Raw genomic sequence first — 17,945 nt, forward strand, 5'->3', positions numbered from 1 at the left:
TCTCGCATCCGGTCAGGGAGTGGTGCCCTGTGCATCGGCCCACGGCGCCCGGATCTGAGCCGCGCCGCGTTCACCCCTCCTGGAAGGCGGGGTGCCTCGTCGTGACCCGTCGGCCGGCGGCCAGGTGGCCACCGAGGAAGCCGGCGGCGGTCGCCGCCGTCGCTCCGGCGAGGCCGAGGAGCACGCCGGCGGTCCAGCGCTCACGGCGGCGCGCCAGCCACGACCCGGTGAAGCAGGTCACGGCGATCACGTTGCCGACGGCGTGCACGTCCGCCGTACGCCGGTCGCGCGCCGTGCCGAGCGCCGCCCACTCGGCCCAGCCGGTGAGGACCGTCGGCACCGCGCTCGCGATGCCGAGCCCGACCAGCTGCCGAGCGACCGGGCGCGCCGACGGGCCGCCGATGAGGTCCAGCACGTTGGCCGACGTCCAGAACCCGATCGGCAGGTCCGTCAGCAACGGGTGCAGCGCGTGCCCGAGCCACGTCCCCTGCAGCAGGTCACGGCGTCTGGGGTCGGCGACCAGCGCCTCCGCGAGGGGACGCACCAGCTCCGAGAACGAGTCCAGCGCGGCAGCGCCCTCGACCTGCTCGGCCAGCCGCACCAGCGGGCCGCGCGCCGCCGGTCCGCTCTCCCGCATGTGCGCCATGGCTCTGCCCTCCGGTCGGTCCTGGCTCGGTGGTTGCCCAGTGCTCTGTGATTGCCCAGTGCTCGGTGGTTGCCCAGTGCCCCGATCGCGGCCGTTCCCAACGCCTGACCAGGGTGGTTCTGTGCGCTGAGGCATGGGAACTTGTCGGGTATGACAGCCGACCCGCTGGATGGCCAGCGCCGCTTCGTCGTGCAGCGGCACCGGGCGAGGCGGCTGCACTACGACCTGCGCTTCGAGATCGACGGTGTCCTCGTCAGCTGGGCGGTCCCGCGCGGCCCGACACTCGACCCGGCCGCCCGGCGACTGGCCGTGCACGTCGACGACCATCAGATCGAGCACCTGACCTTCGAAGGGGTCATCCCGCGCGGGAAGTACGGCGACGGGGACGTGATCGTGTGGGACACCGGCACGTGGGAGCCGATCCACACCGACGATCCGGCGGCCGCCGTTCGCGACGGCGAGCTGCATGCGGAGATGTACGGGGAGAAGCTGCGCGGCCGGCTCGTGCTCGTCCGACGCGACGGCGACGAGAAGAACTGGTTGCTCCTGCACAAGCACGACGAGCACGCCGTCGACGGCTGGGACCCCGAGGACCACCCGAGGTCGGTCGTCAGCGGGCGTACGAACGACGAGGTGAGGGCCGACCGAGTCACGCCGCGTGGAGGCGGCGGAGGAGGTCGGCGTCGTCGACGGAGACGTGATGGGTGCCGGTGCTGTTGACGACGCGGAGGAGTCCGTGGGGTGTGGTCCACAGGTAGGTGCCCAGGCCGAGCTGCTCGACGTGATAGCCGAGGTGGGTCTTCGCGCGGTGCGAGTGTCGATCCAGAGGCGCGTCGTTGTGGTCGCCGGTCTGGCCCGGTGGTCCGAGCGGGTCGTAGGGGACGACGTGGTCGTGGTCGACGCGCGTCGTGGTCCCGCTGGCGTGGGGGAAGACGGAGGTGACGGTGCGGAGCATCGTGCGTGCCTTGACGCTCTGCGGGTGCTCGTAGCCGTTGACGCTGGCACCGCTGTTGAGGTCGATGACCGGGGCGAGGGTGATGTGAGCGTGCCCGACCACGGAGGCGAGCTGCTCGACCAGGAGCGGACCCAACCCGGTCCGGGCCACCGCGGTCGTGCCCTCGAGGGCGGCCTGGTGGAGGTGTACGTAGACCACTGCTCGGGGGCGGCGCGCCCGGCGCTGCTCCTCCGAGGATCCGGCGGCGTCGAGCACGCCGAGCAGCTCGGCCAGGTCGTGTGGTCGGGCGAGCCAGCCGAACGCGGCGGCGCGCAGCTCGTCGGGCGTCGGGGCCTCGCCGAGCTCGGGGTGGTGCTGGGCGCGGAGGTCGGGGTTGGCGGCGAGCCGGTCGGCGACGAGCTGGACGGTGGCGTCGACCCAGACTGCGTCGGCGGCGTCGACCCGGGCGAACACGGATCGGAGCCCGGGCACGTCGTCCTCGCGGCTCGACGTGAGCCAGACCCCCTTGGCCTGGCGGGCGGCCTCGAGCTCGGCACGACGGGCCTCGGTGTCAGCCTCGATGACCTTGGCCTCGGCCAGGGCGAGCAATCGGCCGGGGGAGAGGCCGACCGCCTCGGCCACGGCGGCGTCGAGGAGTGCGGCGCCTTCACGGGAGAGCTGGCGCGACGTGTGGGCGACCTTGCGAGCGACCCAGGCCTCGAGCCGCAGCTGCTGGACCTGGACCCAGACGAGGGGGAGCCGGTGGCGCAGGTCGAGCAGGTCGGCGACCAGGGCGCGGGTCGCGTAGACGTGCTCGGAGCGCGCGACCGCGAGCTCGGCCAGGCACAGGTCACGCACCAGCGGGGTGCCCTCACCGCCGAGCCGGACCAGCCGCTCGCCGCCCTCGACGTCGGCCTCGGGGCCGGCGGGATGTAAGTCGGCGGAGTGCAGGTCGGCCCAGGCCAGCACGAGGTCGTACTCGGCGAGGAACGCCTGTCGCCGGTCGGCCACGGCCCACTCGGCACGCGTCAGCACGTCGGCCGGCGTGTAGTCCGAGGGAGCGATCGTCACGTCGCCATATTATCGAACACGCATTCGATCCACAAGAGGTTGGGCACAGACTTCTTCGTCTGCCGGTGGACCCGTCAGGACGCGACGCCTCACCACGCATCACCCGGCCGGTCCTCGCACGTGACCGGCACGGCCAGGTCAGGGACGACCGAGCGGTCGAGGCGCAGCACCATCAGCCCGCCGTGCTCGCCGTCCGGGAGGACGCCCTCGGCCGTCCGTGTGTAGGACAGGCCGCGCCACCGGTCCCAGCCGAGGAGCTCGTAGAACCCCCTCGCGCGCCCCGTCGAGAGGAGCGCGGCCGGCCAGCGGGAGGAGATCTCGTCGCGCAGCATGCCCATCACCTGCCGGCCGATGCCTTCCCCCTGCCGGTCGGGATCGGTGGCGACGGCCTCGACGTAGCCGACGGTCCGCCAGGGCTGGTCCCCGAACCGGATCAGCCTCGGCACAGCGCTGGCGTGTCCGACGAGGCGGCCGCCGTCGCGGGCCAGGACGTGCACGCCGCCGTACGCGTGGTCGGCGTCGTCGTCGCTGAAGCGGTCGCCGAAGGCGCGATCCCAGAGCGCACGCAAGGAGCGGCGATCCTCGTCGTCGAGGTCCTCACTGGCGACGGCGACGACCTCCACGACCGCCAATCTACGGGGGGAGCGGCAGGGATTGACGTCTCGGGCCACCGGGATTGACGTCTCGGGCCGCGGGGATTGACGTCTCGGCATGGGAGGGGCTGGGGTCGGGTATCGAGGCGACATGACCGAGGGGTTCGACGTCGCACTGCTCGACATCGACGGGACGCTGCTGGACTCGACCTACCACCACGCCGTGGCGTGGGCACGCGCCTTCTCCGGCGTCGGGCACCCGGTGCCGGTGTGGACGCTGCACCGCCACATCGGCATGGGCGGAGACCGGCTCATCCCTGCGGTCTCCTCCGCCGAGATCGCGGAGCGGTTCGGGGACGAGCTGACCGAGCGGCACACCCGGGCGTACGACGAGCTGATCGGCGAGACCGGGCTGCTGCCCGGCGCCCGGGAGCTGCTCGACGGGCTCCGCGCCGCCGGCCTGCGGGTCGTGCTCGCGAGCTCGTCGCAGCCGCAGCACGCCGAGCACGCGCTCGACCTGCTCGACGCGGGCGACCGCACCGACGCCTGGACCACCAGCGAGGACGCCTCGGAGTCCAAGCCCGATCCCGAGCTGCTGGAGAAGGCGCTCGAGCGGGTCGAGGGATCGCGCGCGGTGATGATCGGCGATGCCACGTGGGACGTCTACGCGGCGGCCGAGGCCGACATCCCGACGATCGGGCTGCTCTCGGGCGGGTTCGGCGAGGGAGAGCTCAGGGCCGCCGGCGCCGTGGCGGTCTACGCCGACCCCGCCGATCTGCTCTCGTCCCTCGGCGAGGCGCTCCGGCTGGCAGCGGGCGAGTAGTCACCGCTGCTCGAGGATGCGCGCCGCGCGGCGCAGGTCGGCGCGGACCGCGGGTGGCGCGAGGGCCTGCAGGACCAGTCGGGCCGGCCAGGGCGAGCCGCTGACCTCGACGGTGCCCTCGACGCGCGTCCCCCTCGGGTGCGGGTGGAAGTGCAGCGTGAGCTCGGCGCACAGGCCGCGCCACCGGCCGACCTCGCTCCAGACGCCCGGCGCTCCGGACGGTCCCGCCGCGTGCATCTCCACGATCTCCATCCTTGGGCGGGCGCCGACGGCCGTGCGGTCGATCCAGCGCGTGCCGACCCCGGTCGGCCCGTCGTCGTCGAGCTCGACGGCCCGCAGGCTGGACTGCCACTCCGGCCGGTGACGAGGCTCGGAGAGGTAGTCGAACACCCGCTGCGGGGGTGCGGCGACGTTCAGCGTGAAGCTGGACATGGCGGGCACTAGGACGGACCAGGTCCGCGCGGCTCCCGCGCGAGGATCACCAGCGACCCAACCACGACGGCGATGAGCCAGACGACCAGCTCGGCCATCCCCACGCCGAGGCCGCCCAGGACCACGAGGAACACCAGCATCAGGCCGACGAACGTCACCAGGCGCATGACGAGGATCGGCGAGCGCGGACGGTTCGGCATGAGCCGACGCTACAAGCGTCTCTCCGGCGCCGCCAGGCATCGCTGCGGTCGGCGCTACTCCTTCGGCGTCGGGCAGGCCGTGCCCCGGCGCAGCGAGTACGGCGCCGTGATCCGGTAGAGCCCGCGGTGAGGGGCGTCGAGGACGACCCAGTCGTCCTCGGGCGTGCCGGGGATCCGGAGCACCGACAGGCAGCCGTCGACGTTCTCCTCAGGCGTCCGCGGCGGCGCCAGCACGTGGCCCGACGCGTCCACGAGGGTCAGCCACGGCGAGGTCGGGATGCGCACCCACACCTTGGCGGGGTAGGCGACCCGGACGGTCACCTCCGCCTGGTCGAACGAGACCAGCCGACCGGGCGCGTCCACGAGCGGTCGGGGGTCCTCGACGGCGTACAGGCGCCAGGAGGCGTTGGACCAGACCGGCCGCAGGTAGGGCAGCCCGCCCTCGACGAGACTCGCCTCCTGCACGGCGGCGTTGTCGGCCCGACCCGGTGTCAGCACCACGTAGCGGACCGCCCAGCGGTCGAGCCACGAGCGGTAAGCGGCCGCGGTGAGCGGCACGTCGCGGTCGTAGAACAGGGGGTTGCGCTCGGCGTCGGCCTGGCGGTTCCAGCCGCGCGCGAGGTTGAAGTACGGCGCCAGGGCGGCCGCGTCACGGTGCGACTTCGGCGGCACGACCTCGACCCGGCCGAGGTGGGCGTCGGTCTGGTTCAGCTGGCGCACGAGCGCGTGGATGTCGGCCGCCCACGCGGCGTCGGGCGCGGTGGTCACGACATCCGTCGCGGCGACGGCGACCTGCCAGATGCCCGAGGTGAGCAGCGCGGCGGCGAGGAGGCCGGCCGTCCGCCGCCGGAAGCCGCCCGCCATCGCCGCGACGGCGAGGAGCACCCCGCCGAAGAGGAGCGCCAGCCGTGTGACGTTCGAGCCGACCGGCGAGGGGATGACCCAGCACAGCAGGACGCCGAGCGTGTAGACGGCGGTGCCGAGCCGGACGACCCGCCAGTCGCGGGGCACGAGGACGAACACCGCGACGCCCATCGCGACCGGCAGGATGATCGACCCCCAGGACATCGGCTGTCGTCCGGAGAACGGGAAGGCGAGGGTGCTGGCGCCGACGACCAGGACGGGCGGGATGCCGATCGCGTACGCCGCCGCGCGCCGCCGAGCGAGCCAGAGACCGGCCGCGGCCACGCCGACGAAGAGCCCCGCGACCGGTGACCCGGCCGTGGCCAGGCCCGACAGGAGCGCCGCCAGCCCGGCACGTGCCACCTGACGGCGCCAGCCGTCGGTGCGCCAGCCGATCGGCCGGGCGCCCATCTCCTGGGCGAGGACCAGGGCACCCAGGCCGAACATCATGCCCAGCCCGAACGTGACCCGCCCGGACACGGCGTTGCCGACGAGCGCCACGGTCCCGACGAGCGCGGGCACGAGCGGACGCCGCACCACCCCGCTGCGCACGATGAGCAGCGCGAGCAGCGCCGACGAGACGCCACCCGCGATCACCATGGTCGTGCGCACGCCGAGCGCGGCCATCACGAAGGGGCTGATCAGGCTGTACGACGCGGCGTGCATGCCGCCGTACCAGGCGAGGTTGTAGGCGCTGCCCGGGTGCGCCCGCGCGAACTCGGCCCACGCGTCCTGCGCCGCGATGTCGCCGCCGCTGTTGGCCAGCAGCAGCCACCACAGCAGGTGCAGCACGACCCCGACGACGAACGAGGTGGCGACCGGGTGCGCGGCCGGCCCGCGGAGCTCGACCGTCGGGCGGGCCGGCTCGGCCAGCGCCGTCATGCGCGCTCCCTCACGGGTGCTCATCGCAGCTCATGTGCGCGGTGGCCGCACGAGCACATGGCCGATCGCGACCGCGACCGCCGCGATGACGAGGCCGGCCAGGTCGTCGAGCGTGAAGTGCCAGCCCCAGTAGATGGTCGAGACCATGATCGCGACGAGGTAGACCGCCATCGCGGCACCGAGCCACTTGTGGCCGTAGTAGAACGCCATGAAGCAGACCAGCGCCGTGAAGCCCGTGTGCAGACTCGCGAACGCCGAGATGCTGACGAACGTCGTCGGCGAGGTCGGGTCGGCGAGGAACTCCTGGCGCTGGCTGAGGTATTCCGCCCAGGTGCTCGTGATCGACGTGTGCGGCAGCCCGGCGAACTCCTGCGGCGCGCTGGCGAACGGCCCCAGGCTCGGGACGAGGTAGTAGCTGGCGGTGCCGAGGATCCACGTCCACATCGCGGCGACCAGGAAGACGTAGCCGCGCTGGATCGTGCGGCTGAAGACGAGCGCGATGACGACGGACGCCGCGGTCAGGTAGGTGAACGACTTGTAGACGGCCATCAGCACGTACGCCGCCGTGTGCTGCCCGAGCAGGTCGTGGAGCATCACCGCCGGGCTGTCGCCGAAGATCCGCCGGTCGGCGTCGAGCAGCCAGCTGTCGCGCGGGGTGTTGAACGCGTCCCAGCTCTTGAGGTTGCGGTAGCAGAAGTAGACGAGGTGGTACGCCGTCAGGCCGGTCACCAGGAGCACCAGCCGCTCCGGCGTCCAGCGCGCGCCGAGCGTCCGGCGCACGCTGCGCTGCCCGCCGGGCGTCCGCAGCCACCGCCAGGCGGCGTCGGCGACGAGCGCGATGACCAGGCCGCTCAGCGAGTACTCCAGCTTGCCGCTGAACATCCGGCCGCCCGGGTCCTTGAACCCGACGCCGACGTGGTGCGACCAGAAGAACGCGACCATCGCGAAGGCAAGGACCGTCAGCCACACCCCGATGAGGTAGGTGTGGCGCTGCGGCTCGTCGGCGCCACCGACGGGCTCGCGCCGGTCGAGGTCGACGACCGCCGTCGGCTCGTCGCCAGGGATGCTTGCCACTAGGGCATGGTACGGCCCCCTGCGGGGCCGACCGTCATTCCGGGACGGGCTCCGCGGTGACCTCGGACACCTCCGCGGTGGTCTCCTCCGGGTCGGCTCGCAGCAGTCGCCGGGCGGCCTCGGAGACGAGCAGGCAGCCGAGCGCGATGACGACGTACCGCTCGAGCATGACGTGCATCGGCACCGTGTGACGGACGAGGCACTGCCAGATGGCCGGCGACGCGACCAGGGCCGCGAAGGCGAGCACCGGCAGGGTGAGACCTCCGGCGCGGGCGGTGTGCGGGTCCTGGTCGCCGGCGTCGAGGGGCAGCGACGGCTCGTCGAAGAGGCTCAGCGTCGTCATGCCGAGACCGCCAGTGCCGCACCGGGCACGTCGGCCCGCTCGCCGGTGACCGTGCCGAGTGAGCGCACGGAGAGTGCGCCGGCGATCTCGCTGTAGGACAGGACCGGCAGCCGGTCGAGCGCCGGAGCCACCAGCCGTCGTACGGCGGCCCGCAGCTGTGGCGCGCAGACGAGGACGGGCCGCGCGCCGGTGTTCTCGCCGTCGGTCGCCAGGGTGTGCAGCGAGAACAGGATGTTCTGCGCGAGCTCGGGGTTGAGCGCCAGCACCGCGCCGTTGTCGCTGGAGCGCAGCGCCTCGAGCATCGACTGCTCCAGGCGCGGGTCGAAGCTGATCGCCGAGACGACGCCGTCGGTGAGGTACGGCGCCACGACCGCCTGGCCGAGCGCGGCGCGGGCGGCCTCGACGAGCTGGTCGGTGTCCTTCGTGACGGCTGCGCGCAGCGACAGCGCCTCGAAGATGCGGACCAGGTCGCGGACCGAGACCTGCTCGTCGAGGAGGCCGCGGAGGACCCGCTGGATCTCGCCGAGCGAGAGCAGCACGGGGGTGAGCTCCTCGATGACGACCGGGTGGCTGCGCTTGACGACGTCGGTGAGCAGCCGGACGTCCTCGCGGCCGAGCAGGCGGCCGGCATGCGTGTTGACGACCTCGGCGAGGTGGGTCGTGATGACGCTCGCCCGGTCGACGACGGTGGCGCCGGAGATCTCCGCCTGGTGACGCAGCTCGGCGGGGATCCACTTCGCGTCGAGGCCGAAGACCGGCTCGCGGGTCGGCGTCCCCGGCAGCGCGCCGAGGTGGTCGCTGATCGCGAGGACGGTGCCGCGCGGCGCCTCGCCGCGGGCGACCTCGATGCCGAAGAGCGTGATCGCGTAGGTGTTCATCGGCAGCTCGAGGTTGTCGCGGGTGCGCACCGGCGGGATGACGATGCCGAGGTCGCCGGCCACCTTGCGGCGCAGCGCCTTCACGCGGTCGAGCAGGTCGCCGCCGGAGGACGCGTCGACCAGGTCGATGATGTCGGCGGCGAGCTCGAGGCCGAGCGGGTCGACCAGGATCTCCTGCGCGAGCATCTCGGGGGAGTCGGGGGACGGCACCAGCTCGGCGCCGGGGAGCGAGGCGGCGGGTGCCGGCTGGCTCTCGTCGACACGGCTCGAGGCGAGCAGCATCAGGCCGCCGGCGACGATGAACGGGATCTTGGGCAGGCCCGGGATGAGGCAGAGCGCCAGCCCGGCGAAGCCGGCGATCCGCAGCGGCATCTTGCGGCGCAGCAGCTGGCCGAGGATGTCCGAGCCCATGTCGCCGTCGCTCACCGAGCGGGTGACGACGAGGCCGGTCGCGACGCTCAGGAGCAGCGCGGGGATCTGCGAGACGAGGCCGTCGCCGACGCTGAGGAGCGAGTAGGTGTTGACGGCCTCCGAGAAGCTCATCCCGCTCTGCGCGACGCCGATCGCGAAGCCGCCCAGCAGGTTGACGAGCGTGATGACGATGGCCGCGATGGCGTCGCCCTTCACGAACTTCGAGGCACCGTCCATCGCGCCGTAGAAGTCGGCCTCGGCATGCACCTCGGCGCGGCGACGACGGGCCTCGTCCTCGTCGATGAGGCCGGAGTTGAGGTCGGCGTCGATGGCCATCTGCTTGCCGGGCATCGCGTCGAGCGTGAAGCGGGCGCCGACCTCGGCGACGCGCCCCGCGCCGTTCGTGATGACGACGAACTGGATGACCAGCAGGATCGCGAAGACGATCAGCCCGACGATCAGCGAGCCGCCGACCACGAAGTGGCCGAAGGTGTCGATCACCTTGCCCGCGAAGCCGTGCAGCAGGACCAGCCGGGTGGCGCTGACGTTGAGCGCGAGCCGGAACAGCGTCATCACCAGCAGCACGGACGGGAACGCCGCGAAGTCCAACGGCCGCGGGACGAACATCGCGGTCAGCAGGATCAGCAGGGCGCCCGAGATGTTGAGCGCGATCAGCAGGTCGAGCAGCATCGCCGGCAGCGGCACGACGAGCATCACGACGATCATCACGATGCCCACGGGCACGCCGAGCTTGGTCAGCGACTTCATGACGGGCGACTCTCCTGGGTCAGAGCCGTCCGTGGCGCTGGGCGAAAAACGGCCCGCCGTCCTGGCGGTCCCTCAGGTGTCTCGTCGGCAGGCGACCCGGGCGACCTGAGGCAATCGGCGGACGAGTCTGGGCGACCGCGGGTCAGGAGGTCTCGGCGGCCGGGGTCGGGCGGCGCCGCCGGACGGACGTGGGCACGACGGGCAGCGGCTGGTCCGCGCGCGGGCTGCGGTGGTCGCCGCCGTACTGACCCGAGCGGCGGCGGCTGATCACGAACGCGAGCACCTGCGCGACGGCGGTCCACAGCTCCGGCGGGATCTCCTGACCGACCTCGCACGAGCGGTAGAGCGCCCGGGCGAGCGGGACGTCCTGGACCAGCGGGACGCGTGCGTCGGACGCCGTCGCGCGGATCTTCGCGGCGATCGCGCCCGCGCCCCGTGCGACGACCCTCGGCGCCGACTGGCCGCTGTAGCGGATCGCGACCGCGACGTGGGTCGGGTTCGTCAGCACCACGTCGGCCAGCGGGATGTCGGCCATCATCCGGTTGCGGGCGGCGGCGAGCTGGCGCGACCGGATGGCGCTCTTGACGAGCGGGTCGCCCTCCGACTGCTTGTGCTCCTGCTTGATGTCGGAGCGGCTCATCCGCATCTGCTTGTCGACCCGCCGGCGCTGGACGGCGTAGTCCGCTGCGGCCATCACCAGCGACGCGAGCGCCACGTTGCGCATCAGCCCGAGCGCCTTGTCGTGGACGATGTCGATCGTCGTGGTGATCGGGACCAGGCCGCCGACGAGCGGGATCAGGGACCGGACCGCGACGAGGCCGAGCAGCGCGACGACAGAGCTCTTGAGGAGCATCTTGGCGCCCTCCCACAGCGCCCTGGGCCCGAAGATCTTCTTGAAGCCCTGCACCGGGTTGAGCTTCTTCAGCGACGGCTTGACCAGCTTGGGGGAGACGATCATGCCGCCCTGCGCGACGGCCGCGGCGACGGAGACGAGCAGCACGATCCCGGCGACCACCAGGATCGCGAGGAGGGTGTGCTTCGCGCCGTTGCGGAGCAGCTGCAGGGCGAGCGGCACGCTCGGGTGGTCGGCCGCGGTCAGGCTCGCGGTGATGAGCTGGCGCCACGCGTCGACCTCGTGGCCGAGGAGCGGCCCGACGGCGAGGCCGAGCACGAGCAGGGAGAGCCAGCCGCCGAGGTCCGGCGTACGCGCGATCTGACCCTCCTTGCGGGCCTCGCGCCGCCGCTTGGCGGTGGGCTTCTCCGTCCTCTCCTCACCGGAGGCCATGGGTCACCCCGCTCCGGACATGGTCGACATCGCCTGCAGCGAGTAGCCGACGAGCTTGTCGACGGCCTGCGGCAGCACGGGGAAGGACAGGCCGACCAGCAACAGGGTGAGCCCGATCTTGGCGGGATACATGATGTTGATCGCGCTCAGCTGCGGCGCCACCTTGGTGAGCAGCGCGAGTGCGAGGTCGGCGAGGAAGAGCACGGCGATCAGCGGCAGTGCGATCTGCACGGCGACGGTGAAGAACATCCCGAACGCGGTCACGACCACCGGCTCCCAGCCGGCGATGTCGGGCGTCCCGGACAGCGGCAGGAAGGAGAACGTCTTGAGCAGCCCGGCGATCACGATCAGGTGGCCGCCGCTGACCAGCAGGAGCGCCGTCGCGAGCCACTGGTGCCACTTGCCGAAGATGGTGTTCTGGTTCATCGACAGCGGGTCGAACGCCGCCGCCAGCGCGAAGCCGCCGAACAGGTCGACGAGCGTGCCCGCCGTCGAGACCGCGCTGAAGAGCAGCATGGTCACGAAGCCCATCCCGAGGCCGACCACCACCTGCGTCAGCACCACGAACAGCAGCTCGGGAGTCGAGGACGGCAGCCGGCCCTGCGCCAGCGACGGCGCGACGACGAACGACAGCCCGAGCGCGAGCACGACCTTCGCCATCGACGGGATCGACCGCGACGAGAAGGGAGGTACGACGGCCAGCCACGCCACGATCCGGACCGAGGCGAGCAGGTAGGCCATGAGGGGCGCGCCCTGGACGGTGATCGTCATGACAGCAGTGACGGGATGCTCTCGAACAGGTGCTGCGTGAACGAGACCATCGTGTGCAGCATCCAGTTGCCGCAGATCAGCAGCGCGATCCCGACGCCGATGACCTTCGGCACGAACGAGAGCGTGACCTCCTGGATCTGGGTCATCGACTGGAACAGGGAGATCGTGAAGCCGACCACGAGCGAGGTCGCCAGGATCGGCGCCGAGAGCTTGAAGGCGACCAGCATCGTCTTGAGCGCGAGCCCGATGATCGCTGTGTCGGTGAGCTCGAGCCCGGTGAGATGCACGGTGAGATGCACGGGGATCATCCGTAGCTCCCGACCAGCGCTCTGATCACGAGCGCCCAGCCGTCCACCAGCACGAACAGCAGCAGCTTGAACGGCAGCGACACCATCACCGGCGGCATCATCATCATGCCCAGCGCCATCAGCGCCCCGCTCACCACGATGTCGATCACCAGGAACGGGATGAAGATGATGAAGCCGATGATGAAGGCGTCCTTCAGCTCCGAGAGCACGAAGGCCGGCACCAGCGTCGAGAGCGGCACGTCGTCACGGCTCTTCGGCAGGTCGCGCTTCGCGACGCTGGTCAGCAGCGTCAGCTCGTCGTCGTCGGTGTTGTCGAGCATGAACTTCTGCAGCGGCTTGATGCCGGCGTCCCAGGCCTGGGCGGTGGTCTTGTCGCCCTTGAGGTAGGGCTGCACCCCGGCGTCGTTCACCTGGGAGAGCACCGGCGCCATGATGAAGAGGCTGAGGAAGAGCGCCAGCCCGGCCAGCACCTGGTTGGGCGGGCTCTGCTGCAGGCCGAGCGCGTTGCGGGTCAGACCCAGCACCACGATGATCTTGGTGAAGCTGGTGCAGGTCAGGATGATCGCCGGCGCCACCGACAGCAGGGTCAGCGCGATGATCGTGACCAGGCTGTTGCTGGGCTTGTCGGTCAGCCCGTTGAGGTTGACCGAGACGGTCGGGCCGTGCGGGTTCGCCGGGCCGCTGGGGCCCTTCGGCGCGGCGTACGCCGCCCCCGGCGCGAGCACCAGGGCAGCGATCGTCGCCCCGACCAGCCAGAGGCGCCGGCCGAGAGGGGTCAGTGAGGTCATGAGGCTTGCTTCTCCGAGATGGTGCTCGTCGGGACGGATGCGCTCGGGGCGGGGGCGCGCGTCGCGGCGGCGAGCGCCTGCTTCCAGGTCTGGCCGGACAGGAGGGACCCCGCGAGCGGGGTGGTGGCGGCGGTCGGGCCCGACCGGTGCCGTGCGGGCTCCGGCGTCTCGACGGCGACGGGCTCGGTCACGTCGACGCCGATCTCGTCGGGCTCCAGCTCGGTGAGGAGGGTGACCTGCTGCTCGGTGGTGCCGAGCACGAGGATCCGCGTGCCGACGGAGACCACGGCGACCGAGCTGCCGCGGCTGATCGGCTGCCGGTGCAGGATCTGCACCGGCGCGCCGGTGCGGCCCTGGAAGCGCTTGCCGGCGAACCGGGCGATCAGGAGCAGCAGCCCCAGCACGACCGCGAGAGAGCAGACGAGACGTACGACGAGCCCGAGCATGTCCATCGTCGCGACCTAGACCGCTGCTGCGTCGTCGAGGATCTCGGTGACGCGCAGGCCGAAGTCCTCGTCCACCACGACGACCTCGCCGCGGGCGATGAGGCGGCCGTTGACGAGCAGGTCCGCCGGGCTGCCGGCGGCGCGGTCGAGCTCCAGCACGGCGCCGGGGGAGAGCGCGAGCAGGTCGCGGACCGTCAACCGGGTGCGGCCGAGCTCGACCGTCACCTCCATGTCGACGCCGTGCAGCATCTCCAGGCCGCGCTGGCCCGGGATCATCACGTACGGGCGGGCGGCCGGCTCCTGCAGCGGCGCCGTGAACGGCTGGGTCGTCTCGACACGCTCGCCGGCGCTCGCTGCACGACCAGCGGAGTCGAGACCCGGCTCCGCGACCGGCTCGCGGGCACCGCTGAGCGCGTCGTCGGTGACGAGGACGGCCGCGTCGATGCCGATGCCGATGAGGGGGACGGTGGTGAAGGGGCCGGCCAGCTCGCCGACGAGCGCCTCGAGCTCGACGGTCCGCGCGCCGCGCACGCGGGTGCCCAGCTGGCTGGCGACGGCCTCGAGAGCCGGGTGGATCGCTGCATGCAGGTCGAGTCCGCCGAGGGGGCTGTTCGCGAGCGCGGTGACGAGGTCCTGGCCCACGAGGATCGCGACCCGGCCGGGCACCGGTGCCTCGAGATCGGCGACGGCAGCGCCGGCGAAGGCGGCGGTGACGTGCGGGGAGCCGGGCTGCGCCGGACCGGCGGTGAGCGGCTCGACGGCCGGCAGCACCTGGGCGGCGGCCTCGGCGGCGGCCGTCGCGTTCGCCTCGGCGGCGGCCGCGGCGAAGTCGGACACGGTCTCGGTCATGCGTTCTCCTTGGGGGTGTCCACGATGAGGGCGGCGAGACGCTGCCCGCGGGCGCCGGCGGTCGCGTGGGCGAACGTGTCGCCGGCGACGGTCACGTCGAGGGGGAGCGAGGCGCCGTGCGAGAGCCGGACGACGTCGCCCGGCTTGAGCGAGCTGATCGCGTCCGGTCCGAGCTTGGTCGGCTTGAAGCGGACCGAGACCTGGACGGGGACCTTCGCGAACTGCTGCTGCAACAGCTGGGCCGACATGGCCCGCTGCGCGCGCTCGCGGTCCGACATCGGTCCGGCCTGGTTGGCGCTGGTGAGGTGCGGCACCAGCCCGCTGAACGGCAGGCAGATGGACATGCGGTGCTCGCGGTCGTTGATCCGCAGGTCGAAGGTGACGACGACCATCACGTCGGCGGTGCCGGCGACCTGGGCGAACTGGGGGTTGTACTCGACGCCCGTGATCGTCGGCTCCAGCGGCACGACCGGCGCGAGGTAGTAGCGCATCTCCGAGAGGAGCCGCTCGACGAGGCCACGGGCGACGCCGCTCTCGATCTCGGTCAGCGGGCGGTCGGGCTGGGTGTCCGAGCCGGGACCGCCGAGCATGTGGTCGACGCACGAGAAGATCGCGAAGAGTGGGATCTCGATCATGCCGACGCCCGGCATGGGGTCGGCGGAGAACAGGGTCATGTACGTGCTCGAGCCGAGCGAGTCGACGTACTCGGCGTAGGTGCGCTGCTCGATGTCGGTGAGCGTCGCCGAGCAGACCGTGCGCAGCGACGACGTGAAGACGGTCGTGGCCTGGCGGGCGAAGCCGTCGAAGCCGAGCTGCAGCGTGCGGGCGTGCTCGCGCGAGAGCTGGATCGGCCGGCGGAAGTCGTACGGGACCGGCTCAGGGTGCTCCCTGCGCCGACGCTGGCGCGGCGCGGGGGTGGCGGCGACTGTCACGCCTCGCAGATCGGCGCTGCGCGGGCGCACCTGAGCAGAACCGGGACCTTCGAACGGATGGTCCTGGGTAGTCCGAACGGGCCTGGGGTGGCCCCTCAGTGGGTCACTGCGTGACGAACTCCGTGAAGTAGACGTCCATGACCTCGTCCTTGTAGCGCTTCTCGAGATCGGTCAGCAGCTGCTTCTTCAGCGTGTCCCGGGCGCCGGCCTTGGTGACCTGCTCCACCGACAGCCCGCTGAACACGGCGATCGCGGCGTCGAGGGCCTTGCTGCCGTCGACCGTCTCGGTCGCCTTGTCGGTGAGCTGCAGTGCGATTCCGAGCCGCAGGTAGTGGCCGGCGGCGAGGTTGATCTGCTGGGAGTCGAGGGGCAGTACGGCGCCCGGCTTCGGTGCGACCGGCCCGTGGTGCTTCGGGGCGATCACCAGGAACCAGGCGGCGGCCGCGGCCACGACCACGACGACCAGGATCGCGATCAGCTTGACCGGCTTGCGCTTCTTGGTCTTCTCCTCCTCGTCGCTCTTCGGCATGGCGGTGACGGTCATGAGGTCCCTCCCTGGGTCGTGACGGCGGTGGTGTGCGGCTGCAGCTCGTTGTCGATCTCGGCGAGCTTCTCCCGCGTCTCTGCGGGGGCCTGCGAGAGGACGACGATGTCGACGCGCTTGTTGACGGCCTGCGAGCCGGGCGTGCGCGGGTCGACGAGCGGCTTCGTGTGACCGAACGCCGACGCGGTGAGACGCCCGGCCGGGATCTTGTCGGTCTCCTCGAGGTGGCGCAGCGCGGTGACGGCGCGCGCGGAGGAGAGCTCCCAGTCGGTCGGGTAGAACTTCGGCTGCACCTTCACCTGGTTGGTGTGGCCGTCGACCTCGATCGGCTCGGGGAGCTTCGCGAGCACCGGGGCGAGCGTGTCGAGGATGCGCTTGCCGCGGCGGGTCAGGTCGGCGACGTTCGGCTGGAAGACGACGTGGCGCGAGACCAGGCTGACGATGAGGCCGCGTTCGTCGATCTGGGCCTGGACGTCGGACTGGAGGCCCTGCTTCTTGAGCGCCGCCTGCATCTGGTGCCAGACCGCGAGCAGGCTGTCGACCTCGTTCTTCGCGTCGGCGTACTGACGCTGGAGGCGCTGCTGCGCGGACTTGTCCACGATCTGCTGCACCTTGGCGCGCTCGTTCTTGGGCATCTCGCCGACGAGCTGGTCGTAGCTGGCGGCGGCCTGGTCGATCGAGCCCTTGTCCTCGATCGTCTGGTCGGCGCCGTCGAGGATGCTCAGGGAGCGGCCGAAGCCGTCGGCGAGACCCGCCTTGAGCTCCTCGTACTTCTTCGAGTCGACCGTCGACATCGAGAACAGGATGATGAAGAGCACCATCAGCAGCGTCAGCATGTCGGCGTACGTGACGAGCCAGCGCTCGGAGCCCTCGTCGTGCTCCTCTTCCTCCTCCCGGCGTCGGCGGGCCATGTCAGGCAGCCTCGCGGTCCTGCTGGTCGGCGGGCACGAACGAGCGGAGCTTCTCGGCGACCAGGCGCGGGTTGGAGCCCGCCTGGATCGCGGCAATGCCCTCGATGGCCATCTCCATGCGGGCCGCCTCCAGGGCGCTGAGCCGCTTGAGCCGGTTGCCGATCGGGAACCACACGACGTTCGCGAGCATGACGCCCCACAGGGTGGCCACGAACGCCGACGCGATCAGCGGGCCGAGCGCCTGCGGGTCCGCGAGCTGCTCGAGGACGTGCACCAGGCCCATGACGGTGCCGATGATGCCGATCGTCGGGGAGTAGGCGCCGGCGTCGGAGAAGAACTTCGCGCCGTGGCGGTCCTCCGCCTTCTTCGCGTGCACCTCGGCCTCGAGGATGTCGCGGACCTCCTCGGGGTCGGTGCCGTCGATCGCCATCGTCACGCCCTTGACGAGGAACGGCTCGTCGATGTCGTTGAGCCCCTCCTCGAGCGCGAGCAGGCCCTCGCGCCGAGCACGCTCGGCCAGGGAGACGACGATCGGCACCATGGCGCCGGCCGGCTCGACCTTGGCCGTGAAGGCGCGCTTGAGGTTGGTGAGGACGTTCTTCGCGTCCTGCATCGTGCCGCCGGCGATGCTCACCATCACGGTGGTGCCGATGACGAGCATCATCGGGGGCAGGATGAAGAGGCTGGCGGGGTTGCCGCCCTCCATGATGTTCGAGCCGACGATGACGGCGAAGCCGAGGCCGATCCCGATCGCGGGTGCCGGATCCATCAGGCTTCTCCTCGGGTGGGGACGCCGTGGTCGACGTGGTGGGCGTGCTCGTACGAGGCCGGGTGCGGTGCGACGGCGGCCAGGTGCGGCCCGGTCCGCGGCTCACGGCGCTGAGCGGGGGCGGCGAGCTGGGCCGCGTGCGCCGCGTCGAGGAGCGAGCCGAGGGCGACGATCTCGCCGCGGTAGGCGACGACCGCGTCCATGACCTGCCCCATCGACTCCGAGACGACGTACTTCTTGCCGTCGACGAGGGTGATGACGGTGTCGGGCGTGCTGTCCACGCGCTCGATCAGGTCGGCGTTCAGCAGGAAAACCGAGCCCGAGAGTCGGGTGAGCGTGATCATCGGGTGCACCGTCCTTGTGCCGTCTTCGTTGCTCTCGACG

The 17,945-nt window shown here is 71.7% G+C and carries 22 protein-coding genes; 2 read left to right on the forward strand and 20 right to left on the reverse strand.

Annotated features, from left to right (window positions below; translation table 11 throughout):
* Positions 1-70: 70 nt before the first annotated feature.
* The gene (locus tag ABD205_RS08120) at positions 71-646 is read right to left on the reverse strand and encodes a DUF2231 domain-containing protein (RefSeq protein WP_344044221.1); all 576 of its coding nucleotides are present in this window, start codon (positions 644-646) and stop codon (positions 71-73) included.
* A 150-nt stretch (positions 647-796) separates the two neighbouring features.
* On the opposite strand from ABD205_RS08120, the gene ABD205_RS08125 reads away from it, so the two are divergent.
* On the forward strand, positions 797-1,366 hold the full coding sequence (locus tag ABD205_RS08125) for a DNA polymerase ligase N-terminal domain-containing protein (RefSeq protein ID WP_344044223.1): 570 nt from the start codon (positions 797-799) through the stop codon (positions 1,364-1,366).
* Here the strand turns inward: ABD205_RS08125 and ABD205_RS08130 are convergent.
* On the reverse strand, positions 1,296-2,651 hold the full coding sequence (locus ABD205_RS08130; RefSeq protein WP_344044225.1) for a hypothetical protein: 1,356 nt from the start codon (positions 2,649-2,651) through the stop codon (positions 1,296-1,298). The two genes, ABD205_RS08125 and ABD205_RS08130, sit on opposite strands and share 71 nt — an antisense overlap.
* 89 nt (positions 2,652-2,740) lie before the next feature.
* Entirely contained in the window at positions 2,741-3,274 is a 534-nt protein-coding gene (locus tag ABD205_RS08135) for a GNAT family N-acetyltransferase (RefSeq protein WP_344044227.1), read from the reverse strand.
* 121 nt (positions 3,275-3,395) lie between these two features.
* Between ABD205_RS08135 and ABD205_RS08140 the strand changes: the two genes are divergently transcribed.
* The gene (locus tag ABD205_RS08140) at positions 3,396-4,067 is read left to right on the forward strand and encodes an HAD family hydrolase (protein ID WP_344044229.1); all 672 of its coding nucleotides are present in this window, start codon (positions 3,396-3,398) and stop codon (positions 4,065-4,067) included.
* Here ABD205_RS08140 and ABD205_RS08145 read toward each other — a convergent pair whose 3' ends face one another.
* From ABD205_RS08145 to ABD205_RS08225, 17 genes are all read right to left on the reverse strand, one after another.
* Positions 4,068-4,499 (reverse strand): SRPBCC family protein, encoded by a 432-nt coding sequence (locus ABD205_RS08145; RefSeq protein WP_344044231.1) that lies wholly within the window; start codon positions 4,497-4,499, stop codon positions 4,068-4,070.
* An 8-nt stretch (positions 4,500-4,507) separates the two neighbouring features.
* Positions 4,508-4,699: a hypothetical protein gene (locus ABD205_RS08150; RefSeq protein ID WP_344044233.1), complete on the reverse strand. Its 192-nt coding sequence runs from the start codon at positions 4,697-4,699 to the stop codon at positions 4,508-4,510.
* A 54-nt stretch (positions 4,700-4,753) separates the two neighbouring features.
* Positions 4,754-6,508: an MFS transporter gene (locus ABD205_RS08155; protein WP_344044235.1), complete on the reverse strand. Its 1,755-nt coding sequence runs from the start codon at positions 6,506-6,508 to the stop codon at positions 4,754-4,756.
* Positions 6,509-6,514: 6 nt separating this feature from the next.
* Positions 6,515-7,558, reverse strand: coding sequence for a phosphatase PAP2 family protein (locus ABD205_RS08160; protein WP_344044237.1), 1,044 nt, complete (start codon positions 7,556-7,558; stop codon positions 6,515-6,517).
* A gap of 34 nt (positions 7,559-7,592) precedes the next feature.
* Positions 7,593-7,901 (reverse strand): hypothetical protein, encoded by a 309-nt coding sequence (locus tag ABD205_RS08165; protein WP_344044239.1) that lies wholly within the window; start codon positions 7,899-7,901, stop codon positions 7,593-7,595.
* Positions 7,898-9,958, reverse strand: coding sequence for a flagellar biosynthesis protein FlhA (gene flhA / locus ABD205_RS08170; protein WP_344044241.1), 2,061 nt, complete (start codon positions 9,956-9,958; stop codon positions 7,898-7,900). Before flhA ends, ABD205_RS08165 begins: the two co-directional genes overlap by 4 nt.
* Before the next feature lie 142 nt (positions 9,959-10,100).
* Positions 10,101-11,243 (reverse strand): EscU/YscU/HrcU family type III secretion system export apparatus switch protein, encoded by a 1,143-nt coding sequence (locus tag ABD205_RS08175; RefSeq protein ID WP_344044243.1) that lies wholly within the window; start codon positions 11,241-11,243, stop codon positions 10,101-10,103.
* A gap of 3 nt (positions 11,244-11,246) precedes the next feature.
* Positions 11,247-12,014, reverse strand: coding sequence for a flagellar biosynthetic protein FliR (locus ABD205_RS08180; protein WP_344044245.1), 768 nt, complete (start codon positions 12,012-12,014; stop codon positions 11,247-11,249).
* The gene (fliQ, locus tag ABD205_RS08185) at positions 12,011-12,313 is read right to left on the reverse strand and encodes a flagellar biosynthesis protein FliQ (RefSeq protein ID WP_344044248.1); all 303 of its coding nucleotides are present in this window, start codon (positions 12,311-12,313) and stop codon (positions 12,011-12,013) included. Before fliQ ends, ABD205_RS08180 begins: the two co-directional genes overlap by 4 nt.
* A 5-nt stretch (positions 12,314-12,318) precedes the next feature.
* The gene (fliP, locus tag ABD205_RS08190) at positions 12,319-13,110 is read right to left on the reverse strand and encodes a flagellar type III secretion system pore protein FliP (RefSeq protein ID WP_344044249.1); all 792 of its coding nucleotides are present in this window, start codon (positions 13,108-13,110) and stop codon (positions 12,319-12,321) included.
* Positions 13,107-13,562: a flagellar biosynthetic protein FliO gene (locus tag ABD205_RS08195; protein WP_344044250.1), complete on the reverse strand. Its 456-nt coding sequence runs from the start codon at positions 13,560-13,562 to the stop codon at positions 13,107-13,109. Before ABD205_RS08195 ends, fliP begins: the two co-directional genes overlap by 4 nt.
* A 9-nt stretch (positions 13,563-13,571) precedes the next feature.
* A complete protein-coding gene (fliN, locus tag ABD205_RS08200; RefSeq protein WP_344044251.1) occupies positions 13,572-14,405 on the reverse strand; it encodes a flagellar motor switch protein FliN in 834 nt (277 codons plus the stop codon).
* Positions 14,402-15,337, reverse strand: coding sequence for a flagellar motor switch protein FliM (locus ABD205_RS08205; protein ID WP_344044252.1), 936 nt, complete (start codon positions 15,335-15,337; stop codon positions 14,402-14,404). The genes fliN and ABD205_RS08205 overlap by 4 nt, the downstream gene beginning before the upstream one ends.
* Before the next feature lie 103 nt (positions 15,338-15,440).
* Positions 15,441-15,881 carry a flagellar basal body-associated FliL family protein gene (locus tag ABD205_RS08210; RefSeq protein ID WP_344044253.1) on the reverse strand — a complete coding sequence of 147 codons (441 nt, stop codon included), beginning with the start codon at positions 15,879-15,881 and terminating at the stop codon, positions 15,441-15,443.
* Positions 15,878-16,792: an OmpA/MotB family protein gene (locus tag ABD205_RS08215; RefSeq protein ID WP_344044254.1), complete on the reverse strand. Its 915-nt coding sequence runs from the start codon at positions 16,790-16,792 to the stop codon at positions 15,878-15,880. Before ABD205_RS08215 ends, ABD205_RS08210 begins: the two co-directional genes overlap by 4 nt.
* A 1-nt stretch (position 16,793) precedes the next feature.
* A complete protein-coding gene (locus tag ABD205_RS08220) occupies positions 16,794-17,561 on the reverse strand; it encodes a motility protein A (protein WP_344044255.1) in 768 nt (255 codons plus the stop codon).
* Positions 17,561-17,905, reverse strand: a complete 345-nt coding sequence (locus ABD205_RS08225) for a flagellar FlbD family protein (protein WP_344044256.1) — start codon at positions 17,903-17,905, stop codon at positions 17,561-17,563. Before ABD205_RS08225 ends, ABD205_RS08220 begins: the two co-directional genes overlap by 1 nt.
* Between the last annotated feature and the right edge of the window lie 40 nt (positions 17,906-17,945).

Origin of the sequence: Nocardioides panacihumi, assembly GCF_039530925.1 — a bacterium.
Lineage (GTDB): Bacteria > Actinomycetota > Actinomycetes > Propionibacteriales > Nocardioidaceae > Nocardioides > Nocardioides panacihumi.